The sequence below is a fragment of the Apibacter sp. B3546 genome (assembly GCF_009827885.1).
In the GTDB taxonomy this organism is placed as follows: domain Bacteria; phylum Bacteroidota; class Bacteroidia; order Flavobacteriales; family Weeksellaceae; genus Apibacter.
This window is the reverse complement of the sequence record NZ_WINW01000002.1, coordinates 422,861-443,998: the sequence shown is the minus strand read 5'-3', so window position 1 is coordinate 443,998 and position 21,138 is coordinate 422,861. Positions and strand designations below refer to the sequence as shown.

The following is a 21,138-nucleotide window of genomic DNA, read 5'->3' as shown; positions in this document are numbered from 1 at the left end:
TTTTGTTTAATCGTTTTAAATTATTTCCACTCTATTTAAAGTAGCGGATTTCAATCTAAAAATCTATGAATGTTGACTTACCTAATTTTAAACTTTAAATCTAAATTATTCGCTACCTATTCTTGTGCCTTTATAAAATATTAAAAATGAATTATCAAGTATTAAAAAGGGTGTAATTTTAAAAATTATTTTTTTAATTTTTAAAGGAAATTAAAAAATTCATTTATTTAAACGTTAAAATTTTATATTACTAACAAAAATCATATAATTTTTATTAATTACTATAATATTGTTTTTTATAATTAAAATCGATATAATATATATTATATATATTTTAATATGTTAATTATACTGTTAATTTTTTTTTATATACATAATGTTAAATTTTAAAAGTAAAAATAATATTGGATAATAATTTGTAATTTGGCATAGTAATAGCTATATTGCATGTAAATATTATAATATGAGGAATATTTATACTATATTAAAATCAATCAATTGATTTGATGTAAAGGTTTATTAAACACTCAAAAAAAACTTTATTAACACTTAAAGAGCAATTCAAATGAGCAACGAGAAGTTGACTACTACTGCTGGAAATCCGATAGCTAATAATCAAAAATCATTGACGGCAGGCATAAGAGGTCCGGTTTTAATACAAGACTATCAACTAATTGAAAAATTAGCCAATCAAAATAGAGAACGTATACCGGAACGAGTAGTTCACGCTAAAGGTTGGGGGGCTTTCGGGACCTTTACGGTGACTCATGACATTACCCGCTACACACGGGCAAAAATCTTTTCAGAAATCGGGAAAAAGACCAGGATGTTGGCACGTTTTTCTGTAGTTGCAGGTGAATCAGGAGCATCAGACTTAGATAGGGATGTTAGAGGTTTCGCACTGAAATTTTATACAGAAGAAGGAAATTGGGATATGGTTGGAAATAATACACCGGTATTCTTTATTAGAGACGGTTATAAATTCCCTGATTTTATACACACACAAAAAAGACACCCTAAAACAAATTTAAGATCAAGTGAAGCCATGTGGGACTTCTGGTCATTGACTCCGGAAAGCTTACATCAAGTTACCATATTGATGTCAGACCGAGGTATACCTAAAAGCCCGATGCATATGCATGGATTTAGTTCACATACTTTTTCGTTTTGGAATAATAATGGAGAACGTTTTTGGTTTAAACTTCATTTCAAAACTCAACAAGAGATACAAAACTTAACCAATCAAGAAGCACAAGATATCACCGGTAAAACCAGAGAATATTATCAAGAACAATTGTTTGGGGCAATCGAAAAAGGAGACTTTCCCAGATGGACCGTATATGCTCAAATCATGCCGGAAGAAGATGCCTTAAAAACTCCATACAATCCTTTTGATTTAACTAAAGTATGGCCTCATTCAGACTATCCGTTAATTGAAATTGGAGTTATGGAATTAAATGAAAATCCGAGCAATTATTTTCAATACATTGAAAATGCGGCATTTTCACCATCTAATATAGTTCCCGGTATATCCTTTTCACCGGACAAAGTTTTACAAGCCAGAATTTTCTCTTATGCTGATGCGCACCGTTATAGATTAGGAACTCATTATGAGTTTTTACCTGCAAATCATCCCTTATCAGAGAATAATCCCTATTATAAAGACGGACAAATGCGTTTTTTTGAAAATTTAAACGAAAATCCGGATGCCTATTATGAGCCAAATTCTAAAAATGGACCGGTTGAAGATCGCTCGTTTCAAGAACCGCCTTATAAAATCCATGGTGATATAAATCGTTTTGAGGAAAATGATACTTATGGTGATTTTAAGCAACCCGGAGACTTATTTAGATTATTTACAGAAGAAGAAAAACAGAGGCTTTTTAATAATATCAAAGATGCTATGCAAGGAGTATCCAGAGAAATAATCGAAAGACAATTAAAATTATTTGATCAAGCAGATCCTGAATACGGAAATGGTGTTAGAAAAGCACTTGGAATTTAAAAAAATACACTAAAAATTAATATTCACTAATAAACTTTTACTCTGCCGAAATACTATTCGGCAGATTTTCTTTAATATTTTTTATATGGGAAATCCAGAAGTATTATTTCAAGCAATAAGAGATAACAATTTAGATCTTGTAACTGAAATTTTGAAAAAAGATTTATCTCTATTAACTTATAAAGACAGACGCGGTTATAATCCTTTACTTTTAGCAACTTATTATGGTCATGAGGAAATCGTTGATTATTTATTGGAATTTGATTCTAGGGTAGATGAAAAAGATGCTTCGGGTAATACCGCATTAATGGGAGTATGTTTTAAGGGGTTTGATACCATTGCAGATAAATTAATAAATGCAGGCGCAAACGTTAATGAAACTAATTACAGCGGAGCTACTGCATTAATATATGCTGCATCGTTTAATCGGCCTTCTATAGTTAAATTATTATTAGAAAGTGGGGCTGATCCATCGATCGCAGACTTAAGAGGAAATACTCCGGCCATTCATGCAAAAATTCAAGGTTTAAAAGAAATATCCGCTTTATTGGAAAAGATATATTAACTTTATAGATTCAATATATTTATTTTTACTTGTATATCGTTATAATTAATTTATGACGATATGCACTTGTTCATAGAGTTTACAGATAAAAATACAATATATAAAATGAGATGTTAAAGTTAGTTGGAAGATAAAGATGGAAGAAAAATTAATTAAGATTTTAAATAATAGAGAAGAGCGTAATTTTTTACTGAGTTTGCTAAAATACGGTAGGAAAAATTTTGATAACTCTATTGATTTTATAGACTATATTACCAACTTATTACATACTAATGATTCCATTAAAGAAAAATTTATCGGGCGTCTTATTCCTTTATTCAGGAATATATACATGCAGAAATTTTTAACGGATTTTGGAATATTTACTAATGATAAACTGATATCATTATTTTTCAGACAAATAGGTAATAAAATTTTACCTCAAATTTCTGATGACCAAACGCTGCTCTCATTAGCTAATGAAGTTCTTTATTCTAATGTAAACCATAATTTCATGAAATTGATTCCGCTGGACCGATGGGAAAAATTTTATGAAGTTTTATTTAATGATGATGTAATTATTTGTAATAGGGGATATGTGATTAAACAAATCAGAGAAGGAGCTCTCATATTAATTGACAGGGTTATAGGTGGTGCTGCGGATACTGAAGTTTTTAAAATGAGTTACATAAGAAATATTGAAGAAAACCCATTTCAAAAATTAACCAGCAGTCTTATAAAGATATTACAAGATCATGAAATTATAAATCAAGAAAAAATAGATACTTTATCCGATCAAATCAAATTATGTAAAATTTACTTAGATAATATCATTGATCAAAAAGAAAGTAAAGGTATATCTTTACCGATTACGATTAAAGTAACTTGTTTAAGACAACAATTGGATCGTATACTTATACTTTTAAATGCTCTCTATCTACTGGATAATAAATCTTTATCCCTTGCAATGGCTAACATTACTAAAAAATTATTGGGTATATACTCAACAAAAAGTAGTGTTACGAACTCATTTCAAAGTACACTTTATGTAGTCGCTTCTTTAGTTACATGGCACAATAGACAAGCGGGTAAAAAATACATAACCAATACATCAAAAGAATACATCCAAATGCTTTATTCTGCAATGGGAGGAGGTTTTTTGGTGGCTATCTTGTGTTTTATAAAAGCTCAAATAGGTATGCGTACTTATACGCCTTTTATCCAAGCCTTATTGTACAGTCTAAATTATTCCTGGGGATTTGTTTCTATATATTTAATTCATTGGACCTTAGCAACCAAACAACCCGCCATGACAGCGGCTACATTGGCTCATGCTCTAAATCAAGATGAAAAATCTGCCAATGATTATACAGAGTTTGGATTGTTATTTTCAAGAATATTCAGAAGCCAGTTTATCGCTTTTATAGGTAATGTTTTTGCAGCTTTTATTGTTGGCGTAGGATTATATTACTTTTTGTCCTATTTTACAGGAATTCAGCTATTGAACTTGCATAAAGCAACCGATTTTAGAGATGAAGTGGTTCACCTTGATTTTAAAATTTTTTGGTTTGCTTCCATTGCCGGTCTATTTTTGTTTATATCCGGCTTAATATCAGGAATCACAGAAAATTATACCCGCTATCACAATATACCGGAAAGGCTTTATAATCATCCTTTACTAAAACGTTTTGTCAAAGAAAAAAGAAGAAGGAGCTGGGCCAATTGGTATAATAAAAAAATAGGAGGTATTTCGGGAAATGTTTTTTTAGGTTTTTGTTTGGGGAGCGCATTTCTGATCGGTAACTTTTTAGGCGTACCATTCGATATTCGCCATATAACATTTTCAGGAGGTAATTATGCAATGGCCTTATCATTTTTTAACTTTGATATTTCATGTGGAGACTTTATTTTAGGATTTGTAGGAATATTCGGGATAGGATTATTTAATTTTCTGGTAAGCTTTTCGTTATCATTATGGGTTGCTATGAAATCCGTTAATGTGCCGACTAAAGAAATGGGAAAAATACTTTATTCTGCATTAAAATTATTTATAAAAAATCCGGCTCGTTTTTTCTTGCCGATAGAATAAAAAAACAACTTTCAGAGATCTTCCGAAAGTTGTTTTTAAATCCATTATCTCTTAGGATTTTATTTTATAATACTTATTTTCTTGGAAATTTTTTTACCGTCATCTAATTGAAAATGTATAAAATATATTCCCGGTTGGGAGATATAAAAGCTATCACTAGTCAATCCGTTAATAGTTTTAGATTGAATAATCTGTCCCAAATTAGTAAAAATGGTAATTTGTGTAGTATTTGAAGGAAAATCACAAGTAAATTTATATTTAGCCGGATTGGGATATATTTTTACGCTTTTTTTATTTAAATCATTATTTTTATCAATAATTTTTTCTGAAAGAGCACGATAAGCATTAATTCTTCCATATCCGTAATACTTATCCCAACCGGGGGTATCCTCTAAAGGATTGCCCATTTGATCGTCAGCTGTTTTTTCAATAATAGCTTTAATATCGGCGGGAGTTCTTCGTGAATCTTGAGCCAAAAGTAGAGAAGCTAATCCCACAACATGAGGAGTAGCCTGTGAAGTGCCACTTAAGCAATTATTTAGATTAAATATTGAATTATCATATATACTGCAAATAACATCTCCGGGAGCTACAACAGAAATATGATTTCCATAATTACTTCCGGTATTCGATGTGCGAAAAAAAGGATTAGAACGGTTAGATTCAGCATTTATAGCTCCAACCGCAATAACACCGGGATAGGCTGCGGGATAATTCTCCTGAATGCTATTTTCATTTCCCATAGCTGCTACTACGACCACATTATTTTTTATGGCTTTTTCAATTGCCGTGCTCATTAATTGGGAGTAATTTCTACTTCCCAATGACAAATTAATTACTCTTGCGCCATTATCAACAGCGTAATGTATTGCATTGGCAATAGCAGTTGTATACCCGGAACCGTCGTTATCCAAAGTTTTTAGAATCATAAGCTTACAATTCCAATCAATTCCGGCAAACCCCATACCATCATTAGCATTTGCTGCGATAATACCTGCTATATTGGTTGCATGGTCATTGGTGGAAGATAAGTCGTTGGGGTTTTGATTCTCGATAAAATTTTTACCTATATTAGACCAGAATCGGTTTTTAAGTTCCGGATGATTTACATTTAATCCAGTATCAATTATTGCCACAATTATAGAATCACTCCCTTTTTCAATTTCCCAGGCTTTTTCCATATTTATATCCGCTCCTATTTTGGAAGGATAATTATTTATAGCGGTTGAAATCGATCCGTCATTATGCAATCCCCATTGATATTTATAAAACGGATCATTTGGGTGAACAGTTGTAGATTGAACTTGAGTAGTATAAATATAGTCCGGTTCGGCGTATTCAATTTCTCCGGTTTTATAATATTCTTCAATAATTTTTTTTAAATCAGAATGTTCCGGGAATTCTACGGTGTAAATGGTATTATGGTCTTTTTCGCTCAGTACGATTTTCTCTGCTTTACTCGACGAAAATAATCTATTTATGCCGGATACTTTATTCGCGCGATTCAATTCTCCATGAGAACTATCTTTCAGCTTAACAATAATTTTGTTACCTGTTTGAGCATTTATAAAAAGTAGAGAAAAAAGGTAAAAAAGAACAGCATATTTTTTTTTCATACGGAGTGAATTTTAATTTTTACTTTATATTTTGAGAAATCTCTATTATTACTTGAGTTGCTTTAAGCATAGATTCTAAAGGTACAAATTCATAAGGTCCGTGAAAATTAAGACCTCCGGCAAATATATTTGGACAAGGCAATCCCATATAGGAAAGTTTAGAACCATCCGTGCCTCCTCTGATTGCTTTAATGTTAGGGGTAACTCCAACCTTTTCCATTGCGGTTTTTGCAATGTCAATTATGTACATTTTATCTTCAATTTTTTCCTTCATATTGAAATATTGATCTTCAATTTCAATTTTAAAAGTTCCCTCGCCGTATTTGGAATTAAGTTTCGTACTCACATCCTTCATAAAGGCTTTTCTTGATTCATATTTTTTAAAGTCATGATCTCGAATAATATATTGCAATTGAGCTTTTTCAACGTTACCGGTAATTTTTGTCAAATGATAAAATCCATCATAGCCATCGGTATTTGCCGGTGTTTCATCTGAAGGCATGACATTTGCAAATTCAACAGCCAGTAAGCCCGCGTTAATCATTTTTCCTTTAGCAGATCCGGGATGAACACTTTTACCGATAATTGATATGACAGCTCCTCCGGCATTAAAATTTTCAAATTCCAGCTCGCCAACTTCACCGCCATCTACAGTATACGCCCATTTAGCACCAAATTTTTTTACATCGAACAAATCGGCACCTTTTCCAACTTCTTCATCGGGAGTAAATCCAATGGCTATTCTTCCATGTTTAATTTCGGGATGCTGTAATAAATATTCCGCAGCGGTTACTATTTCTGCAATTCCGGCTTTATCGTCAGCTCCTAGTAAGGTGGTTCCATCGGTAGTAATCAAAGTTTCTCCCATGTGATCTTTAAGCTCAGGAAATTCAGTAACTTTTAATGTAAAACCGGTGGCTTCATTTAAAAGTAAATCATTACCATCATAATTCTTCCAAATTTTAGGTTTTACGTTTTCTCCTGAAAAATCAGGTGAAGTATCATAATGAGATATAAATCCCACGGTTGGTATTTCTTGAGAACTGTTTGAAGGAATAAAACCCATAACATAACCGTTTTCATCAATGGAAACATTTTCCAATCCTATGGATTTTAATTCATTGAAAATGTAGTTGGCTATATTCCATTGTCTTTCAGTACTGGGTATTTTTTCTATACCTGCTTCGCTGGTAGAATGAAAGCTAACATATTTTAAAAAACGATTAAGAAGTTTATCTTCCCAATGTGAGGTTAAATTTGTTGACATTATTTAATAGATAGTGATAATTTCATCAAATTTATAAAAAAATATATTTGTTATTAAAAGATTTAATAAATGATATAGATGAACTCTAAACTTTTTATTGGGTCTAATGGAATTAAATCATTTAATTAGTTACATTTTTAATTAAAATCTTTGGATTTTAATTTGAATGAAAACCCATATTCCCTAAAATTTAGTATAAAATATAAAAAATAATATAAATACTCACGTTGTAAATAATTTTCCTTTAATGAAGTAAATATATTTTTTTAAGAAATATTATTCAGAAAATGACCGAAGAAATCCTTTTTAGTTTTTAAATATTCTAAATTTTCTTTTTCCGGATTAATTTCAAGAGGGATTCTATGGTTTAATTTAATCGAACTATCTTTTATAAACGATATCTTTTCCGGATTATTAGTTAATAAATTTACAGATTGGATACCCAAGTCCTCCAAAATTTCCACGGCAATTTTAAAATCTCTTGCATCAGCTGGAAATCCTAATTCAATATTAGCTTCAGCAGTATTGAGTCCTTTGTCTTGAAGATTGTATGCTTTGAGTTTGTTGATAATTCCGATATTTCTACCTTCTTGTCTTAAATAAAGGAGAACCCCTCCATTTTCATGGATATATTTCATGGCAGCATCTAATTGCTTTCCACAATCACATCGTTTCGAATGAAATAAGTCCCCTGTAATGCATTCAGAATGTATACGAATATTTACGGTTTTTCTTAAATCCGTATTTTTACTGATCATTGCCAGATGAGGCATCCAATCGTTTTCATTTTCCGAATATGCTATTATTTCGAATTCTCCCCATTCGGTGGGTAAATTAGCTTCCGCTTGTCTTTTCATCTTCATTATTTACAAATAGCAAAATTAATACAATTATTGATATGTGAAATTGGCAGTATTCATTAACTTTATTTAGGATAAATCTAAATGAGTAACTATATAGCAATCAATTTTTAACCTAAAAGCAGTATCTTTGTATGTACAAATAAATTAATTTATGACAAAAATTTTAATTGTTGAGGATGAGGAAACTATACGAAGAGTTTTAAAAAACATACTGCTTGAAGAAAATAAAAAATTTGAGATTGATGAGGCTAAAGATGGATTGGAAGCTAAGCAATTAATTGACAAGAATGAATATGACCTCGTAATTTGTGATATCAAAATGCCAAAGATGGACGGTGAGGAATTATTATGTCAGGTCATGAAAGAAAAACCTTTATTGCCCTTTATTATGATTTCGGGCCACGGTACTATTGAAATTGCAGTTGATTGTATTAAAAAAGGGGCTTTTGATTATATTCCTAAACCCCCGGATTTAGGCAGGTTATTAAGTGCAGTAAGAAACGCATTGGATAAGAAAAATTTGATCACTGAAAACCAAAAGTTATTTTCTCAGAATAAAATACTAAAGAAGAAAGTAAGCAAGAAGTATGAAATGATCGGAAATTCTAAAAAGCTAAACGAAATTAAAGAAATAATTGATAAAATAGCTGCAAAAGATGCCAAAGTATTAATTACCGGTCCCAATGGTACAGGTAAAGAATTGGTAGCTCATTCCATACATGAAAAAAGTGATCGAGCCGCAATGACTATCGTCGAAGTAAATTGCGCTGCTATCCCTTCTGAATTAATCGAAAGCGAGCTTTTCGGTCATATGAAAGGATCTTTTACGGGAGCAGTAAAAGATAAGCAAGGTAAATTTGAATTAGCTGACAAAGGAACCCTGTTTTTGGATGAAATAGGTGATATGAGTTTATCAGCTCAGGCAAAAGTTTTAAGAGCTTTACAAGAGGGAAAAGTTAGCAGAGTCGGTAGTGATAATGAAATTTCTGTAGATGTTCGTGTAATTGCTGCAACGAACAAAAATTTAAAAGAAGAAATTAAACAAGGAAGATTCAGAGAAGATTTATATCATAGATTGTCTGTTATTGAACTAAAAGTTCCGGCATTGAAAGACAGAATTGAAGACATCCCTCTGTTAATTGAACATTTTTCAGGAATTATTGCAGAAGAACAGGGTTCTAAAGTTAAAAAGTTTGATAAAGAAGCTATTGAATTATTAAAAACTTTTGAATGGACCGGAAATATCCGAGAATTAAGGAATGTTGTGGAGAGATTAATTATTTTGGGAGGAGATACAATCACTAAACAAGATGTTATAAATTTTTGTTAATACTAATCAAGCTAAAAAGACTTTTATTTTATAAAATCTATAATTTTATTTTCTTTTACTAATTTTAAATTGTATAATATAAATTAAAATATATTCATATAAATATATTTAATAGGGCTAAATATTGAATTATTTATGTTATTTTAAATAATTATTTGGTTTTAATTAATTGTAGTCAATAGTGCTATAAATTAAGTGTATTTTACCATAATTTAACATATATTTATTATATGGAGTAAATATGTTATAAAGCCGTAAATGCTGAATGTAGAGATCTATTATAAATTTTTTAAATTTGCAAAATTTTAAAAATAAAACTCTGTTTAATTTAAAATTCAGCCGGAACTCATTTTGAAATATTTAAACCAATGATTCAAAAATATATACATTAATTTCAGTTTAGTAAAAACTGATTTTAAGTACACACATACCTATCATAAGGTTTTTATTTTAATAAAGTTCATCGGTGGCATTAAAAATATATTTATACGATACTTAATGAAAAATGGAATTATCATTTTGGATTTCGGTTCCCAATATAATCAATTGATTGGACGTCGAATCCGCGAATTTGGTGTATACTCTGAAATTTTACCCTACTATACTCCATTAGAAGAAATATTATCACACCAGCCTAAAGGAATTATACTTTCCGGAGGACCTTCGTCCGTTAATTCAAAGGATGCTCATCTGGTTGAAAAGGAATTATACGAGCAAAATATACCCGTTTTGGGAATTTGCTACGGTATGCAGCTTACGGCTAAAATTTTAGGAGGCGAAGTATCGGAAGGAATAAAAGGAGAGTATGGGAAGTCTGATTTTAAAATTGTTAAGAATACTCCGTTACTGACTAATTTACCTGAAAACTCTACAGTATGGATGAGTCATTTTGATGAAGTTACTAAATTACCCGAGGGTTTTGAACTTATTGGAACATCCACTAATTCTATAGCATGTATTGCTCATGAAAATAAAAAAATATATGCTGTTCAATTTCATCCTGAGGTTTCCCACAGTGACTATGGAGAGCATATATTAAGAAATTTTGTTTTTGATATTTGTCAATGCAGTAAAAACTGGGAGATTTCTGATTTCATAGAAACTGAAGTCAGAAAGATCCGAGAGAAAGTTGGCAGCAAAAAAGTAATGCTCGGACTTTCCGGAGGGGTAGATTCTTCTGTTGCAGCTGTTTTAATACATAAAGCCATAGGAAATCAACTTACCTGTATTTTCGTAGATACGGGCTTATTGCGTAAAAATGAAGGAGACAAGGTGATGAAAGTGTACGGAGAGCATTTTCATATGAATATAAAAAGAGTAAATGCAGAAGAAAGGTTTTTCTTTAAACTTAAAGGTGTAGATGAGCCGGAAAGAAAAAGAAAAATTATTGGTAATGAATTTATACGAGTTTTTGAAGAAGAAGCTTTTAAAATGGAAAATATAGATTTCCTTGCTCAAGGAACTATATATCCCGATGTAATAGAATCCAAATCTATAAAAGGACCTTCAGCAGTAATTAAATCACATCATAATGTAGGCGGATTACCTGATGAGCTTAATCTCCAATTATTAGAACCTTTGCGAGAATTATTTAAAGATGAAGTTAGAAAAGTAGGTATTGAATTAGGCATTCCAAAAGAATTGGTATACCGTCATCCATTCCCCGGACCCGGTTTGGGAATACGCGTGATAGGTGAAGTTGACGAAGAAAAAGTAAAAATTTTACAAGAAGCAGATGATATATTTATTGAGGAATTAAATAAACACGATTTATATGATAAAGTAAGTCAGGCATTTGTAGTTCTTTTGCCCGTGAAATCGGTTGGAGTTATGGGGGATGAAAGGACTTATGAATATACAGCAGTGATACGCTCAGCCAATACTGTTGACTTTATGACGGCTACTTGGTCAAAATTCCCTTATGAATTTTTAGAATTGGTTTCTAATCGTATTATCAATGAAGTTAAAGGTATAAATCGCGTGGCCTATGATATTTCTTCTAAACCACCGGCTACTATTGAATGGGAATAAAATAGTATATATAAAAAAACGTCCTGAATTAATTCAATTCAGGGCGTTTTTTATTTTAACATTTCATGAATAAGTGGACAAGATAACTAAATGTTCATATTTTTGTAATTAAATATAATGTTTATTGATATATTTGTATATAGTAAATAAAATGGCATGTTGCATAAAGAATCTATAAATTTTCTATCAGAATTAACTAAAAATAATAATAGAGAATGGTTTGCTGAAAATAAAGATTGGTATGAAAATTCACGAAAAGATTTTGAGCAATTAGTGACTGAGTTGCTTCAATCAATTTCTCAATTTGATATCCAAACTAGATATTTAAATCCTAAAAAATGTATATTCAGGATTTATAGAGATATACGATTTTCAAAAGACAAAACTCCTTATAAAACTCATTTTGGAGCGGTATTCAATGAAAAAAAAGGATCAGGATTTTATATACACATACAACCGAATAATAATTTTCTAAGCTGCGGATTTTATGATTTGACTTCGAAACAAGTAAAGAACGTTCGAAAAGGTATTGAAGAAAATTTTGAAGAATTTAAATCGATTCTATCTGAAAGCAAATTCAAAAAAGAAATCGGCGATTTATCCAGAGATTCCGATGTTTTAAAAAGAGTACCTGTAGGATTTGATATAGAAAGCCCGGCAGTTGAATATTTGAAATTAAAACGATTTTATGTAACCAAACCCTTCGCCCAAGAAAAATTATTTACTAATAGCTTTATAGAATATACTACGAATCTATATAAAATTATGCATCCGATTTACGAATTTTTAGAAGAATTCGCACACGAATAAATCCAATTAAGGTATAATGATTGATGATTAATTCATTATGATGGAAAAAAAATCTTATACCTCAGAAAAACATTATGTTCATAAGATCGGTTGGTTGCGTGCAGCAGTTTTAGGAGCAAATGACGGCATACTTTCTACAACCAGTTTAGTAATAGGAGTTGCAGCAGCTAGTACCAATAGAGAATTTATTATTTTATCTGCCGTATCGGGGATAATTGCCGGAGCCATGTCTATGGCTTCAGGAGAATATGTTTCGGTAAGTTCCCAGGAGGACATTGAAAAATCGGATTTAATCAGAGAGCAAAGAGAATTAGATGCGACACCTGAAGTTGAATTAGAAGAACTAGCTAAAATATATCAAAAACGGGGTTTAGATAAGGAATTATCGATTAAAGTAGCTGAACAACTTACGAATCATAATGCGTTAGCAGCCCATGCAAGGGATGAGCTGGGAATTAATGAAATATCTAAAGCTCGACCTTTACAAGCAGCTTTAGCATCCTTATTTTCTTTTTTATCGGGTGGAATTTTACCTTTACTTCTTTCGATTTTTGCACCTCTCACTCATATGGTTTTAATGCAATATTTATTTTCAATTATCTTTCTTATTATACTTGGAGCCATATCTGCAAAGACCGGAGGGTATAGCATGCTAAAAGGAATGTTCAAAATTGCTTTTTGGGGCACTCTTTCAATGGGTTTAGCAGCCTTAGTTGGACATCTTTTTGGCGTTCAAGTCGGATAGTATAAATTCATAAGAATTAATCTGTTAAATTGTTTTTATCTAATGGAATGTTTCAGAAATCAAATGTATTACCTGTATTTTAGTTAAGGTACAATTAAACCTTTAAATCATTAATGATTACAATAAATACTAACTAAAAATAATATGGAATGATTCAATTTATAGAAAATATATATACACATAAATTTAAAAGCCACGATTATATAACGAAATAGGCTAAAAAAGGTTAAAATAGTAAACAATTATTTATATTTGAAAAAAATTTCCGAGTTGAATTTTACCTGGTTTATATCCAAAAAAATAGCTTTATCAAAAAGTAATAAAAATAATCTTTCGCAAACCATCATTCGTATCGGTCAAACGGCTATTGCAATAGGTATCGTAGTATCTGTTTTAACTATGGCTATAGGGCTTGGATCTAAAAAAGCCATTAAACAAAAAATGGCCGATTTCAACGGTCATATCACCATTAGAAGTTACGACAGTAACAATTCATTCAATAGTTCTAAACTAAATAGAAAAAATGTACTGCTTGAAAAAATAAAAAATAATCCTGAGGTTTCCAATATTCAAGAATATGCTACCCGAAGCGGCGTAATTAGAACAAATATAAGTTTTGCCGGAGTTATTTTAAAAGGAGTTTCGGAAGATTTTGACCGCAAACGATTTAAAGAATTCATGATTAAAGGGGAAATTCCCAACTATTCTAAAAATTCGATAAGTAATGAGGTGATTTTGTCCGAAAAAATTGCCAAGGAAATGAAGCTGGATATTGATTCAACCTTTGTCATGTTTTTTGTAAGAGAAAATCAAACACCTATTTACAGACGATTTACGTTGAAAGGGATTTTCAGAACAGACATAAAACAAATAGATGATGTCTTTTTGATAGGAGATATACAGCATATCCAAAAATTAAATCATTGGAACGAAGATGATATAGGAGGATATGATATTTTTATAAAAGATATTGAAGATTTAGACACGGTTTTCCCTAAAATTGAAGAATGTGCCGGATTTAATAATTATGCAGAAAAGGCAACAACAACATTTTCACAAATCAATGATTGGATACGTATTTTTGATACCAATATTTTCATAATCATGTCGATTATGATGGTTGTAGTTGTCATAAATATTATTATGGTGCTTCTTATTCTGATTATTGAGCGAACCAATTCAATAGGAATGTTAAAAACGTTGGGAGCATCAAATAAACAAATTAGAAAAATTTTTATAAATTATACTCTTTTCATAATGATTCCGGGATTGTTGGTAGGAAATTGTATTGCTATTGCATTATTATATATTCAAAAGTATTTTGAGGTTATAAAATTGAATCCTGATAATTACTATGTAAGTTCAGTACCGGTTTACATAAATTTCTTTTATATTTTTATTATATCTTTGGTTTCTTTAGTTATTAGCGGAATAGTGTTACTTTTACCTTCTTATTTAATAACTAAAATATCTCCTATAAAAGCTATAAAATTTCAATAAATATGTTAAATAAGAAGAAAATAAAAGTAAGTATAAGCGGTTTATTATCTTCACTTTTGTTGCAATTTTTCATATTTCAAGTTATAAAATTGAGTTTAAATCCGACGGATAGTTGGTATTATCGTTTTATAATAAAAGTAAAGTTTTTTTTAAATTCAGTATTCGGAAATATTTCAATTTCAATAGGAGATATATTTTATATAATTTTAGCCGTATTCATCTTAGCATGTTTGATACAAGCATTCGTTTTTTTTATAAAAAAGAAGAAAGAAAAAATAGCAACATGTTTTATAAAGATCTTACTTCTTTTAAACATTTTATACGGATGGTTTATGTTGTCTTTTGGGCTTTTATACAATTATAGAAATTTCTCCCAATATGAAAATTCTCAAGAAAAATTATTTCTAATTGATTATAAAATTGTTGCGGGACATTTGTTAAATGAATGTGTTAAACTAAAGGAAGAAGTTTCCAACAATAAAAAAGGAGAATTTACGGTCAACCGTGAAAAGATGATTCAAATAATTAATCAAGAACAAAGTGCTTTTTATGGTATTCCGAGGCAAAGAGAAAACGTTAAAAAATCAATCTTTAATCCCATTTTAATTAAATTGGGAATACTGGGATATTATAATCCATTTACAGGAGAAGCTCAAGTTGCTAAAGGAATTCCCGATACATCGATCCCCTTTACCATAGCACATGAAATGGGACATCAGGTAGGAGTGGCGAGAGAAGATGAAGCAAACTTTTATTCCTTTTATATGGGAGAATCTTCACCCAATAAAGATTTCCAATATAGTGTTAAATATAAAGCTTTAAATTATCTATTGCGAGAAATCTATGTAAATGATTCTGCATTTGTGCATTTACTTTTAAGAAATTATTCGGAAGGAATGAAATTGGATCGAGAAAAAGAAAAAAAATATTATCTGGGAATGTCAGGTTTAGGATCAGATGTATTTTCTTATATGAATAATGTATACCTTAAATCAAATTCGCAAAAAGAAGGAATTATTGCTTATAATCTTGTATCTCAAATGATTGTCAGCTATTACAAAAAACAATATCCCTCCTTGTTTTTAAAAGAAAACCCTTTAGTTCAGTAAAATAAAAATTAAGAGAAGCAATAGTTTATAGTTATATAAATTTTTATCTTCACTAAACTCATAAACTTTGTATATAATCAATCGGTTATAGTTGAATCATATCCGGTTCATCCCTTTACTTTATTGACCGGTCATACATCAGATTATCCTGATTTATTGAATCAATAAAATCAGGTATTTTCAAGTATAAAACAAAAATTTACATCGATGAAGATAAATTAAGAATTAAATACTTGACAATGGGACACAATAAGTATATTTGTAAACACTATACTAAACTTTGTATATGTATAAAATAATTAAAATTCTTGTAGTAAGCAGCCTTATAATTTCATGTGCACGAGTTGGGAGTCCAAGCGGAGGTCCTAAAGATATTACACCTCCTAAATTTTTAGGCTCTAAACCGGATACATTAGCTACAAATGTTAATCCTAATACTAAAGAAATTGTATTAAATTTTGATGAATATGTGATTTTGAGAGACATAGCACAGCAGGTCATCATTTCACCACCTCCCGCAATTACCCCAACCATTTCTCCTGTTGGTACAGCAAGGAAATACGTAACCGTTCGTTTTTATGAACCGTTACTTCCGAATACTACCTATACTATCAATTTTGGATCGAGCATTCAAGATAATAACGAAGGAAATAAATTAAACAATTTTTCCTATACATTTTCTACGGGAAATACAATTGATAGTCTACAAGTTAATGGTACGGTTAGGCAAAGTTTAAAAAAAGAACTGGCAAACCCGACGATCGTATCCTTGTATAAGATTGAAAAAGATAAATCAGGTAAAGATTCCGTAAATTTAAAAAATAAACCCTATTACATTTCAAGAGTAGATTCTGTAGGAAATTTCAAATTAAAACATTTGCATGAAGGAAAGTATAGATTATTGGCATTTAATGATCTAAATTCAAATTTAATTCCTGACACGGATAAAGAAATGGTAGGATTTGCAGCAAAAGATATTAATCCTTTGTATCCGGAAACTTATTCATTAGTATTGTCTCCTGTAAAGCAATCGTACAAATTTTTAAAAGCAGAACAAGAGGGTCAAGGCATAATAAAAGTTAAATTTAAAGGACACCCCGATAAATTAAGTATAACTCCTGTTGATCGTGATTTTCCTTCTTATAAAATAGAACATCAGCCCTTTGCAGACAGTTTATATGTATATTTTAACAATGCAGAATTCAAAAAAACAGAAAAGAAATTTAGAATAAAATTACTTTTAAAATACCTTCAAAAAGTAGATACGCTTAATTTATTATATGATAATACCTTAAAGTCTGAGTTGTCAATTACACCCATCGAAAAAGAAGTTTCACCCACTACCTGTTTTATGTTAAAAGCATCCAATTATATTGATCGGATTGACAAAAACAGAATAGAAGTAAGTAAAAATAATGAACCCATAAATTTTAATGCAGAAATAGATTCTTTAAATGCTAAAAATATTGCTATTAAATTTCCTGTAGCTTATGATACGGAATACAAGGTAACCATCAAAGATCAATCATTTAAAGATTTTTTAAATCAAACTAATAAAGATACGTTGTCATATGTTATTAAAACCAAAAAGCAGAATGAATTTGGAAATTTAAGTATCAGATTACAAAATAAGCCTGATTCAAAATTTTTCTTTCAACTGGTAAATGAAAAATACGAAGTATTGGAAAATATTTATGGATCACAAGATACTTTTGTATTTCAAAACATGAAACCGGGAAAATATTTGATTCGTATATTGGTGGATGAGAATAATAACGGAATTTGGGATTCGGCAGATCTGGAAAATTTCAAACCGGCAGAACCCACCTATTTATATCCCAATGTTATCGATGTCAGACCTTTATGGGATATTAATGAAGTTTGGATTTTATAAATTCAGTATCCATATTTAAACTATAAACGGTAATTGATTACTGATGAAAAAAGTATTGCTTTATGGAATTATCATTTTTTTATCTTTCCAATTAATTCAAATAGATAAAGAAAATCCATCGGTTGACAAAAAAATAGACTATAACCGGGTAACACATGCATCTCCGGAAATACAAAAAATTTTAAAAAAAGCCTGCTACGATTGTCATTCCAATGAAGTAAATTATCCATGGTATTCTTCCATCGCTCCTATATCTTGGTTTATTAAAGAACATGTGAATCAAGGAAAAGAATACGTTAATTTTTCAGAATATGGTAAATATAATCGTTATCAAAAAGAACATATTAATTCATCCCTATACCGAGTAATTGAAAATAAAACCATGCCCCTCAACAGTTATCTTTGGATGCACAAAGAGGCGAATTTATCGGAAAAAGATTATATCCTTTTACTCAATTGGTTTCAGACACAATGTAGCATAAAAAATTAAAAATGCATGCATTTTGTAGATACCTGTTGGATGGAAAAAGAAAAAGAAAATTAAATCAATCAACAGAACAGGATAGTAATGAGTCTATATCATAATTTTATGAAACCTATTAAAAAAGGAGATACTATTTTAATTGTAGCACCGGCAGGAGCAGTTAAAAAAGAGGACATTCAACCGGCAATAGATTTAATTACTAAACAAGGCTGGAAGTATGAAATAGGTAAAAATACATTCAATCATTATTATTTCGGATATAATTATTCGGGAACAGTAAAAGAAAGGTTGGAAGATTTGCAATGGGCATTAGATCATCCCCATGCTAAGGCTATATGGTTTGCCCGAGGCGGCTATGGAGGAGTGCAATTAGTGGATTTTTTAAAATTGAATAAATTTAAAGAAAATCCTAAATGGTTAATCGGATATTCGGATAATACGGTTTTTCATCAACATTTTAATAGAAGAGGAATTCCTACTTTACATGCAACCGTTTGTAAATCATTACCGCAAGGACAGTCAGATGAAACCTATACAACCCTTGTGGATGCCTTAGAGAATAGAAAACTTGAATATGAAATAGAAAGCACTTCTTTTAATAAACCAGGAAAAGTTGAAGGAATTTTGACAGGAGGCAACCTATCGATTTTATACAGTCTGTTAGGAAGTAGATCCTTAGATCATTGGGAAGATAAAATTATATTTATGGAGGATTGGTACGAAAATTATTATCATATTGATCGAATGCTGATCGGATTGAAAAGAGCGGGAGTACTTAATAAAATTAAAGGATTATTGGTAGGAGCTTTTACGAAAATGGATTCAAAAGATGAAAATAAATTCTATGATGAACCGTTTGATCAAGAAGCCTATAAAATTATTGCTTTACGATTTCAAAAATACAATATTCCCATGGCATTTGGTTTTCCCGGAGGGCATATTTTCGATACACGCGCCTTAATGATGGGAGGAAAAATAATTCTAGATATACAACAAGATAAGGTTTTTCTTAGAAATACAATTTAATCAATAGATATAGTTTATAGAAAATAAATATATGAGATCGAATTACGATCTTTTTTTCACTATATAAAGGGAATACCATCTGTAAGCTTAAAACTTACCTCAAGGCATGAAAATCCTAAATACAGTAAATATAATACTATATTTAGATTATAAGATTATAAATTATTATTAATTAGAAAATACTATTTTCTTTTTTGCGACATAATTGATTATAGACACTGCGAAAATAGCGGCAGCTTTACAAAATACTATGTCTCCTATAGTATAAAAGTAAAAATTGATGGGTTTGTTAACGAAGAAATGAAAAAACGCAAATGCTCCCCAGCTCATAAACATAGTAATTATAGAAAGGCTAAAAAATAGTACAAATTCCTTTCTTCTGGAATGTTTACCTCGTTCAAAAACATAGCGAATGCTAAAAAAATAATTGCTTAAAATACCCGCTCCTGTAGATAAAAGATTGGATAATGGGTAAGCGTTAGACTTGTTTTCGAAGGAAAAAAAATGAGGCAGCATATTAGGCAAGCTTAGTAATTTCATACAAAAAATTTCAATTACGGCACTTAAGGCTCCTGCTAGAAAAAACAAAACTAATTGTTTTTTGTGCTTATTTATGGAAGTGATCACTTAATAGAAATTATTAAAAATTTTTACAAAAATAGATTAATTTTTTTTATTTCTGTAATTTTGGATTAAATAAATAATAATTTAAAACATAGATTGAATATGTCAAGCAAAGATTATATGAAATATACTCCGCAAGAATTTTTAAATAAAACTCCTAAAGAATTGGGATTCTTTTTTCCGGCTGAATTTTATCCTCATAAATCTACTTGGTTATCTTGGCCGCATAAAGAATTATCGTGGCCGGGTAAAATAGAAAAAATCTATGCCCCATATGCGCAATTTATAGCAGAAGTATCTAAAGGGGAAGAAGTTAATATAAATGTGGTTAGTGTTGAGATGAAAGACTTTGCCATGAGTTATATAGAAAAAACAAATGCTAATTTGGATATGATCAATTTTTATATTCATCCTACTAATGATGCTTGGTGTCGCGACCATGGTCCCGCGTTTGTAATTAATCCCCATTCATTAGAACATAAAAAAGCCATTGTAAATTGGAATTATAATGCCTGGGGTGATAAATATCCTCCTTATGATTTGGATAATGAAATACCTCTTCATATAGCCAAAGAAGAAAGATTACCTGTTTTTAATCCGGGCATAGTGATGGAAGGTGGTTCCGTTGAGTTTAACGGTGAAGGAACGGTACTAACATCTAAGTCATGTCTACTTAATAAAAACAGAAATCCTCATTTAAATCAAAGTCAAATCGAAGAATATCTGAAAAATTATTATGGAGTACATCAAGTCCTTTGGATCGATGAGGGAATTGTTGGCGATGATACAGATGGTCATATAGATGATACCGTACGTTTTATAAATGAAAATACCGTACTTGCTGTGGTAGAAAATAATAAAAATGATGAAAACTATCACATATTACAACAAAATCTAAAACAATTAAAAGCTATGAAACTTCCCGATGGTTCTCCTTTACAAGTAATAGAATTACCTATGCCCGAACCGGTATATTACGATGGATGTCGTTTACCTGCTTCTTATGCAAATTTTTACATAGCAAATAAATCTGTGATTGTACCAATTTTTAATGGTGAAAATGATAAACAAGCGTTGGATATCATAAAAAAATGTTTTCCGAATAGAAATGTAATAGGAATAGATTCCACTGATATCATTTGGGGATTAGGTAGTTTCCATTGTTTGAGTCAGCAGGAACCGGCGATTTAATAGCTATCAA

17 protein-coding genes are annotated in these 21,138 nt (G+C 30.5%); 13 read left to right on the top strand and 4 right to left on the bottom strand.

Annotation, left to right across the window (positions count from 1 at the left end; genetic code table 11):
• The first annotated feature begins 565 nt into the window (after window positions 1–565).
• The 3 genes from GFU93_RS02085 to GFU93_RS02075 all read left to right on the top strand — a co-directional run bounded on the left by GFU93_RS02085 (window position 566) and on the right by GFU93_RS02075 (window position 4,638).
• On the top strand, window positions 566–2,005 hold the full coding sequence (locus GFU93_RS02085; protein WP_160566763.1) for a catalase: 1,440 nt from the start codon (window positions 566–568) through the stop codon (window positions 2,003–2,005).
• A gap of 85 nt (window positions 2,006–2,090) precedes the next feature.
• Window positions 2,091–2,570, top strand: coding sequence for an ankyrin repeat domain-containing protein (locus GFU93_RS02080; RefSeq protein ID WP_105297932.1), 480 nt, complete (start codon window positions 2,091–2,093; stop codon window positions 2,568–2,570).
• 136 nt (window positions 2,571–2,706) lie between these two features.
• A complete protein-coding gene (locus tag GFU93_RS02075) occupies window positions 2,707–4,638 on the top strand; it encodes a site-specific recombinase (RefSeq protein WP_160557229.1) in 1,932 nt (643 codons plus the stop codon).
• A gap of 59 nt (window positions 4,639–4,697) precedes the next feature.
• Here the strand turns inward: GFU93_RS02075 and GFU93_RS02070 are convergent, their stop codons facing one another.
• The 3 genes from GFU93_RS02070 to ribA all read right to left on the bottom strand — a co-directional run bounded on the left by GFU93_RS02070 (window position 4,698) and on the right by ribA (window position 8,378).
• Entirely contained in the window at window positions 4,698–6,254 is a 1,557-nt protein-coding gene (locus GFU93_RS02070) for a S8 family serine peptidase (RefSeq protein ID WP_160566760.1), read from the bottom strand.
• A gap of 19 nt (window positions 6,255–6,273) precedes the next feature.
• Window positions 6,274–7,521: a peptidase T gene (gene pepT / locus GFU93_RS02065; protein ID WP_160566757.1), complete on the bottom strand. Its 1,248-nt coding sequence runs from the start codon at window positions 7,519–7,521 to the stop codon at window positions 6,274–6,276.
• Window positions 7,522–7,787: 266 nt separating this feature from the next.
• The gene (gene ribA, locus GFU93_RS02060; RefSeq protein ID WP_160566754.1) at window positions 7,788–8,378 is read right to left on the bottom strand and encodes a GTP cyclohydrolase II; all 591 of its coding nucleotides are present in this window, start codon (window positions 8,376–8,378) and stop codon (window positions 7,788–7,790) included.
• Between the two features lie 157 nt (window positions 8,379–8,535).
• Between ribA and GFU93_RS02055 the strand changes: the two genes are divergently transcribed.
• The 9 genes from GFU93_RS02055 to GFU93_RS02015 all read left to right on the top strand — a co-directional run bounded on the left by GFU93_RS02055 (window position 8,536) and on the right by GFU93_RS02015 (window position 19,313).
• Window positions 8,536–9,714, top strand: coding sequence for a sigma-54 dependent transcriptional regulator (locus GFU93_RS02055; protein WP_105297927.1), 1,179 nt, complete (start codon window positions 8,536–8,538; stop codon window positions 9,712–9,714).
• Window positions 9,715–10,212: 498 nt separating this feature from the next.
• A complete protein-coding gene (gene guaA / locus GFU93_RS02050) occupies window positions 10,213–11,745 on the top strand; it encodes a glutamine-hydrolyzing GMP synthase (protein WP_160566751.1) in 1,533 nt (510 codons plus the stop codon).
• 156 nt (window positions 11,746–11,901) lie between these two features.
• Window positions 11,902–12,555, top strand: coding sequence for a DUF2461 domain-containing protein (locus tag GFU93_RS02045; RefSeq protein ID WP_160566748.1), 654 nt, complete (start codon window positions 11,902–11,904; stop codon window positions 12,553–12,555).
• Window positions 12,556–12,595: 40 nt separating this feature from the next.
• The gene (locus tag GFU93_RS02040) at window positions 12,596–13,300 is read left to right on the top strand and encodes a VIT family protein (protein WP_160566746.1); all 705 of its coding nucleotides are present in this window, start codon (window positions 12,596–12,598) and stop codon (window positions 13,298–13,300) included.
• Window positions 13,301–13,570: 270 nt separating this feature from the next.
• Entirely contained in the window at window positions 13,571–14,800 is a 1,230-nt protein-coding gene (locus GFU93_RS02035; RefSeq protein WP_160567206.1) for an FtsX-like permease family protein, read from the top strand.
• Window positions 14,801–14,802: 2 nt separating this feature from the next.
• Window positions 14,803–15,909, top strand: a complete 1,107-nt coding sequence (locus tag GFU93_RS02030) for a DUF3810 family protein (protein WP_160566743.1) — start codon at window positions 14,803–14,805, stop codon at window positions 15,907–15,909.
• 286 nt (window positions 15,910–16,195) lie between these two features.
• Complete coding sequence (locus tag GFU93_RS02025) at window positions 16,196–17,803, top strand: Ig-like domain-containing protein (protein ID WP_160566740.1); 1,608 nt, start codon at window positions 16,196–16,198, stop codon at window positions 17,801–17,803.
• Between the two features lie 43 nt (window positions 17,804–17,846).
• Complete coding sequence (locus tag GFU93_RS02020; protein ID WP_160566737.1) at window positions 17,847–18,293, top strand: heme-binding domain-containing protein; 447 nt, start codon at window positions 17,847–17,849, stop codon at window positions 18,291–18,293.
• A 99-nt stretch (window positions 18,294–18,392) separates the two neighbouring features.
• Window positions 18,393–19,313: an LD-carboxypeptidase gene (locus tag GFU93_RS02015; protein WP_160566734.1), complete on the top strand. Its 921-nt coding sequence runs from the start codon at window positions 18,393–18,395 to the stop codon at window positions 19,311–19,313.
• Between the two features lie 168 nt (window positions 19,314–19,481).
• Here GFU93_RS02015 and GFU93_RS02010 read toward each other — a convergent pair whose 3' ends face one another.
• On the bottom strand, window positions 19,482–19,940 hold the full coding sequence (locus GFU93_RS02010) for a GtrA family protein (RefSeq protein WP_303848781.1): 459 nt from the start codon (window positions 19,938–19,940) through the stop codon (window positions 19,482–19,484).
• A gap of 99 nt (window positions 19,941–20,039) precedes the next feature.
• Between GFU93_RS02010 and GFU93_RS02005 the strand changes: the two genes are divergently transcribed.
• Entirely contained in the window at window positions 20,040–21,128 is a 1,089-nt protein-coding gene (locus tag GFU93_RS02005; protein ID WP_160566731.1) for an agmatine/peptidylarginine deiminase, read from the top strand.
• Window positions 21,129–21,138: the final 10 nt, after the last annotated feature.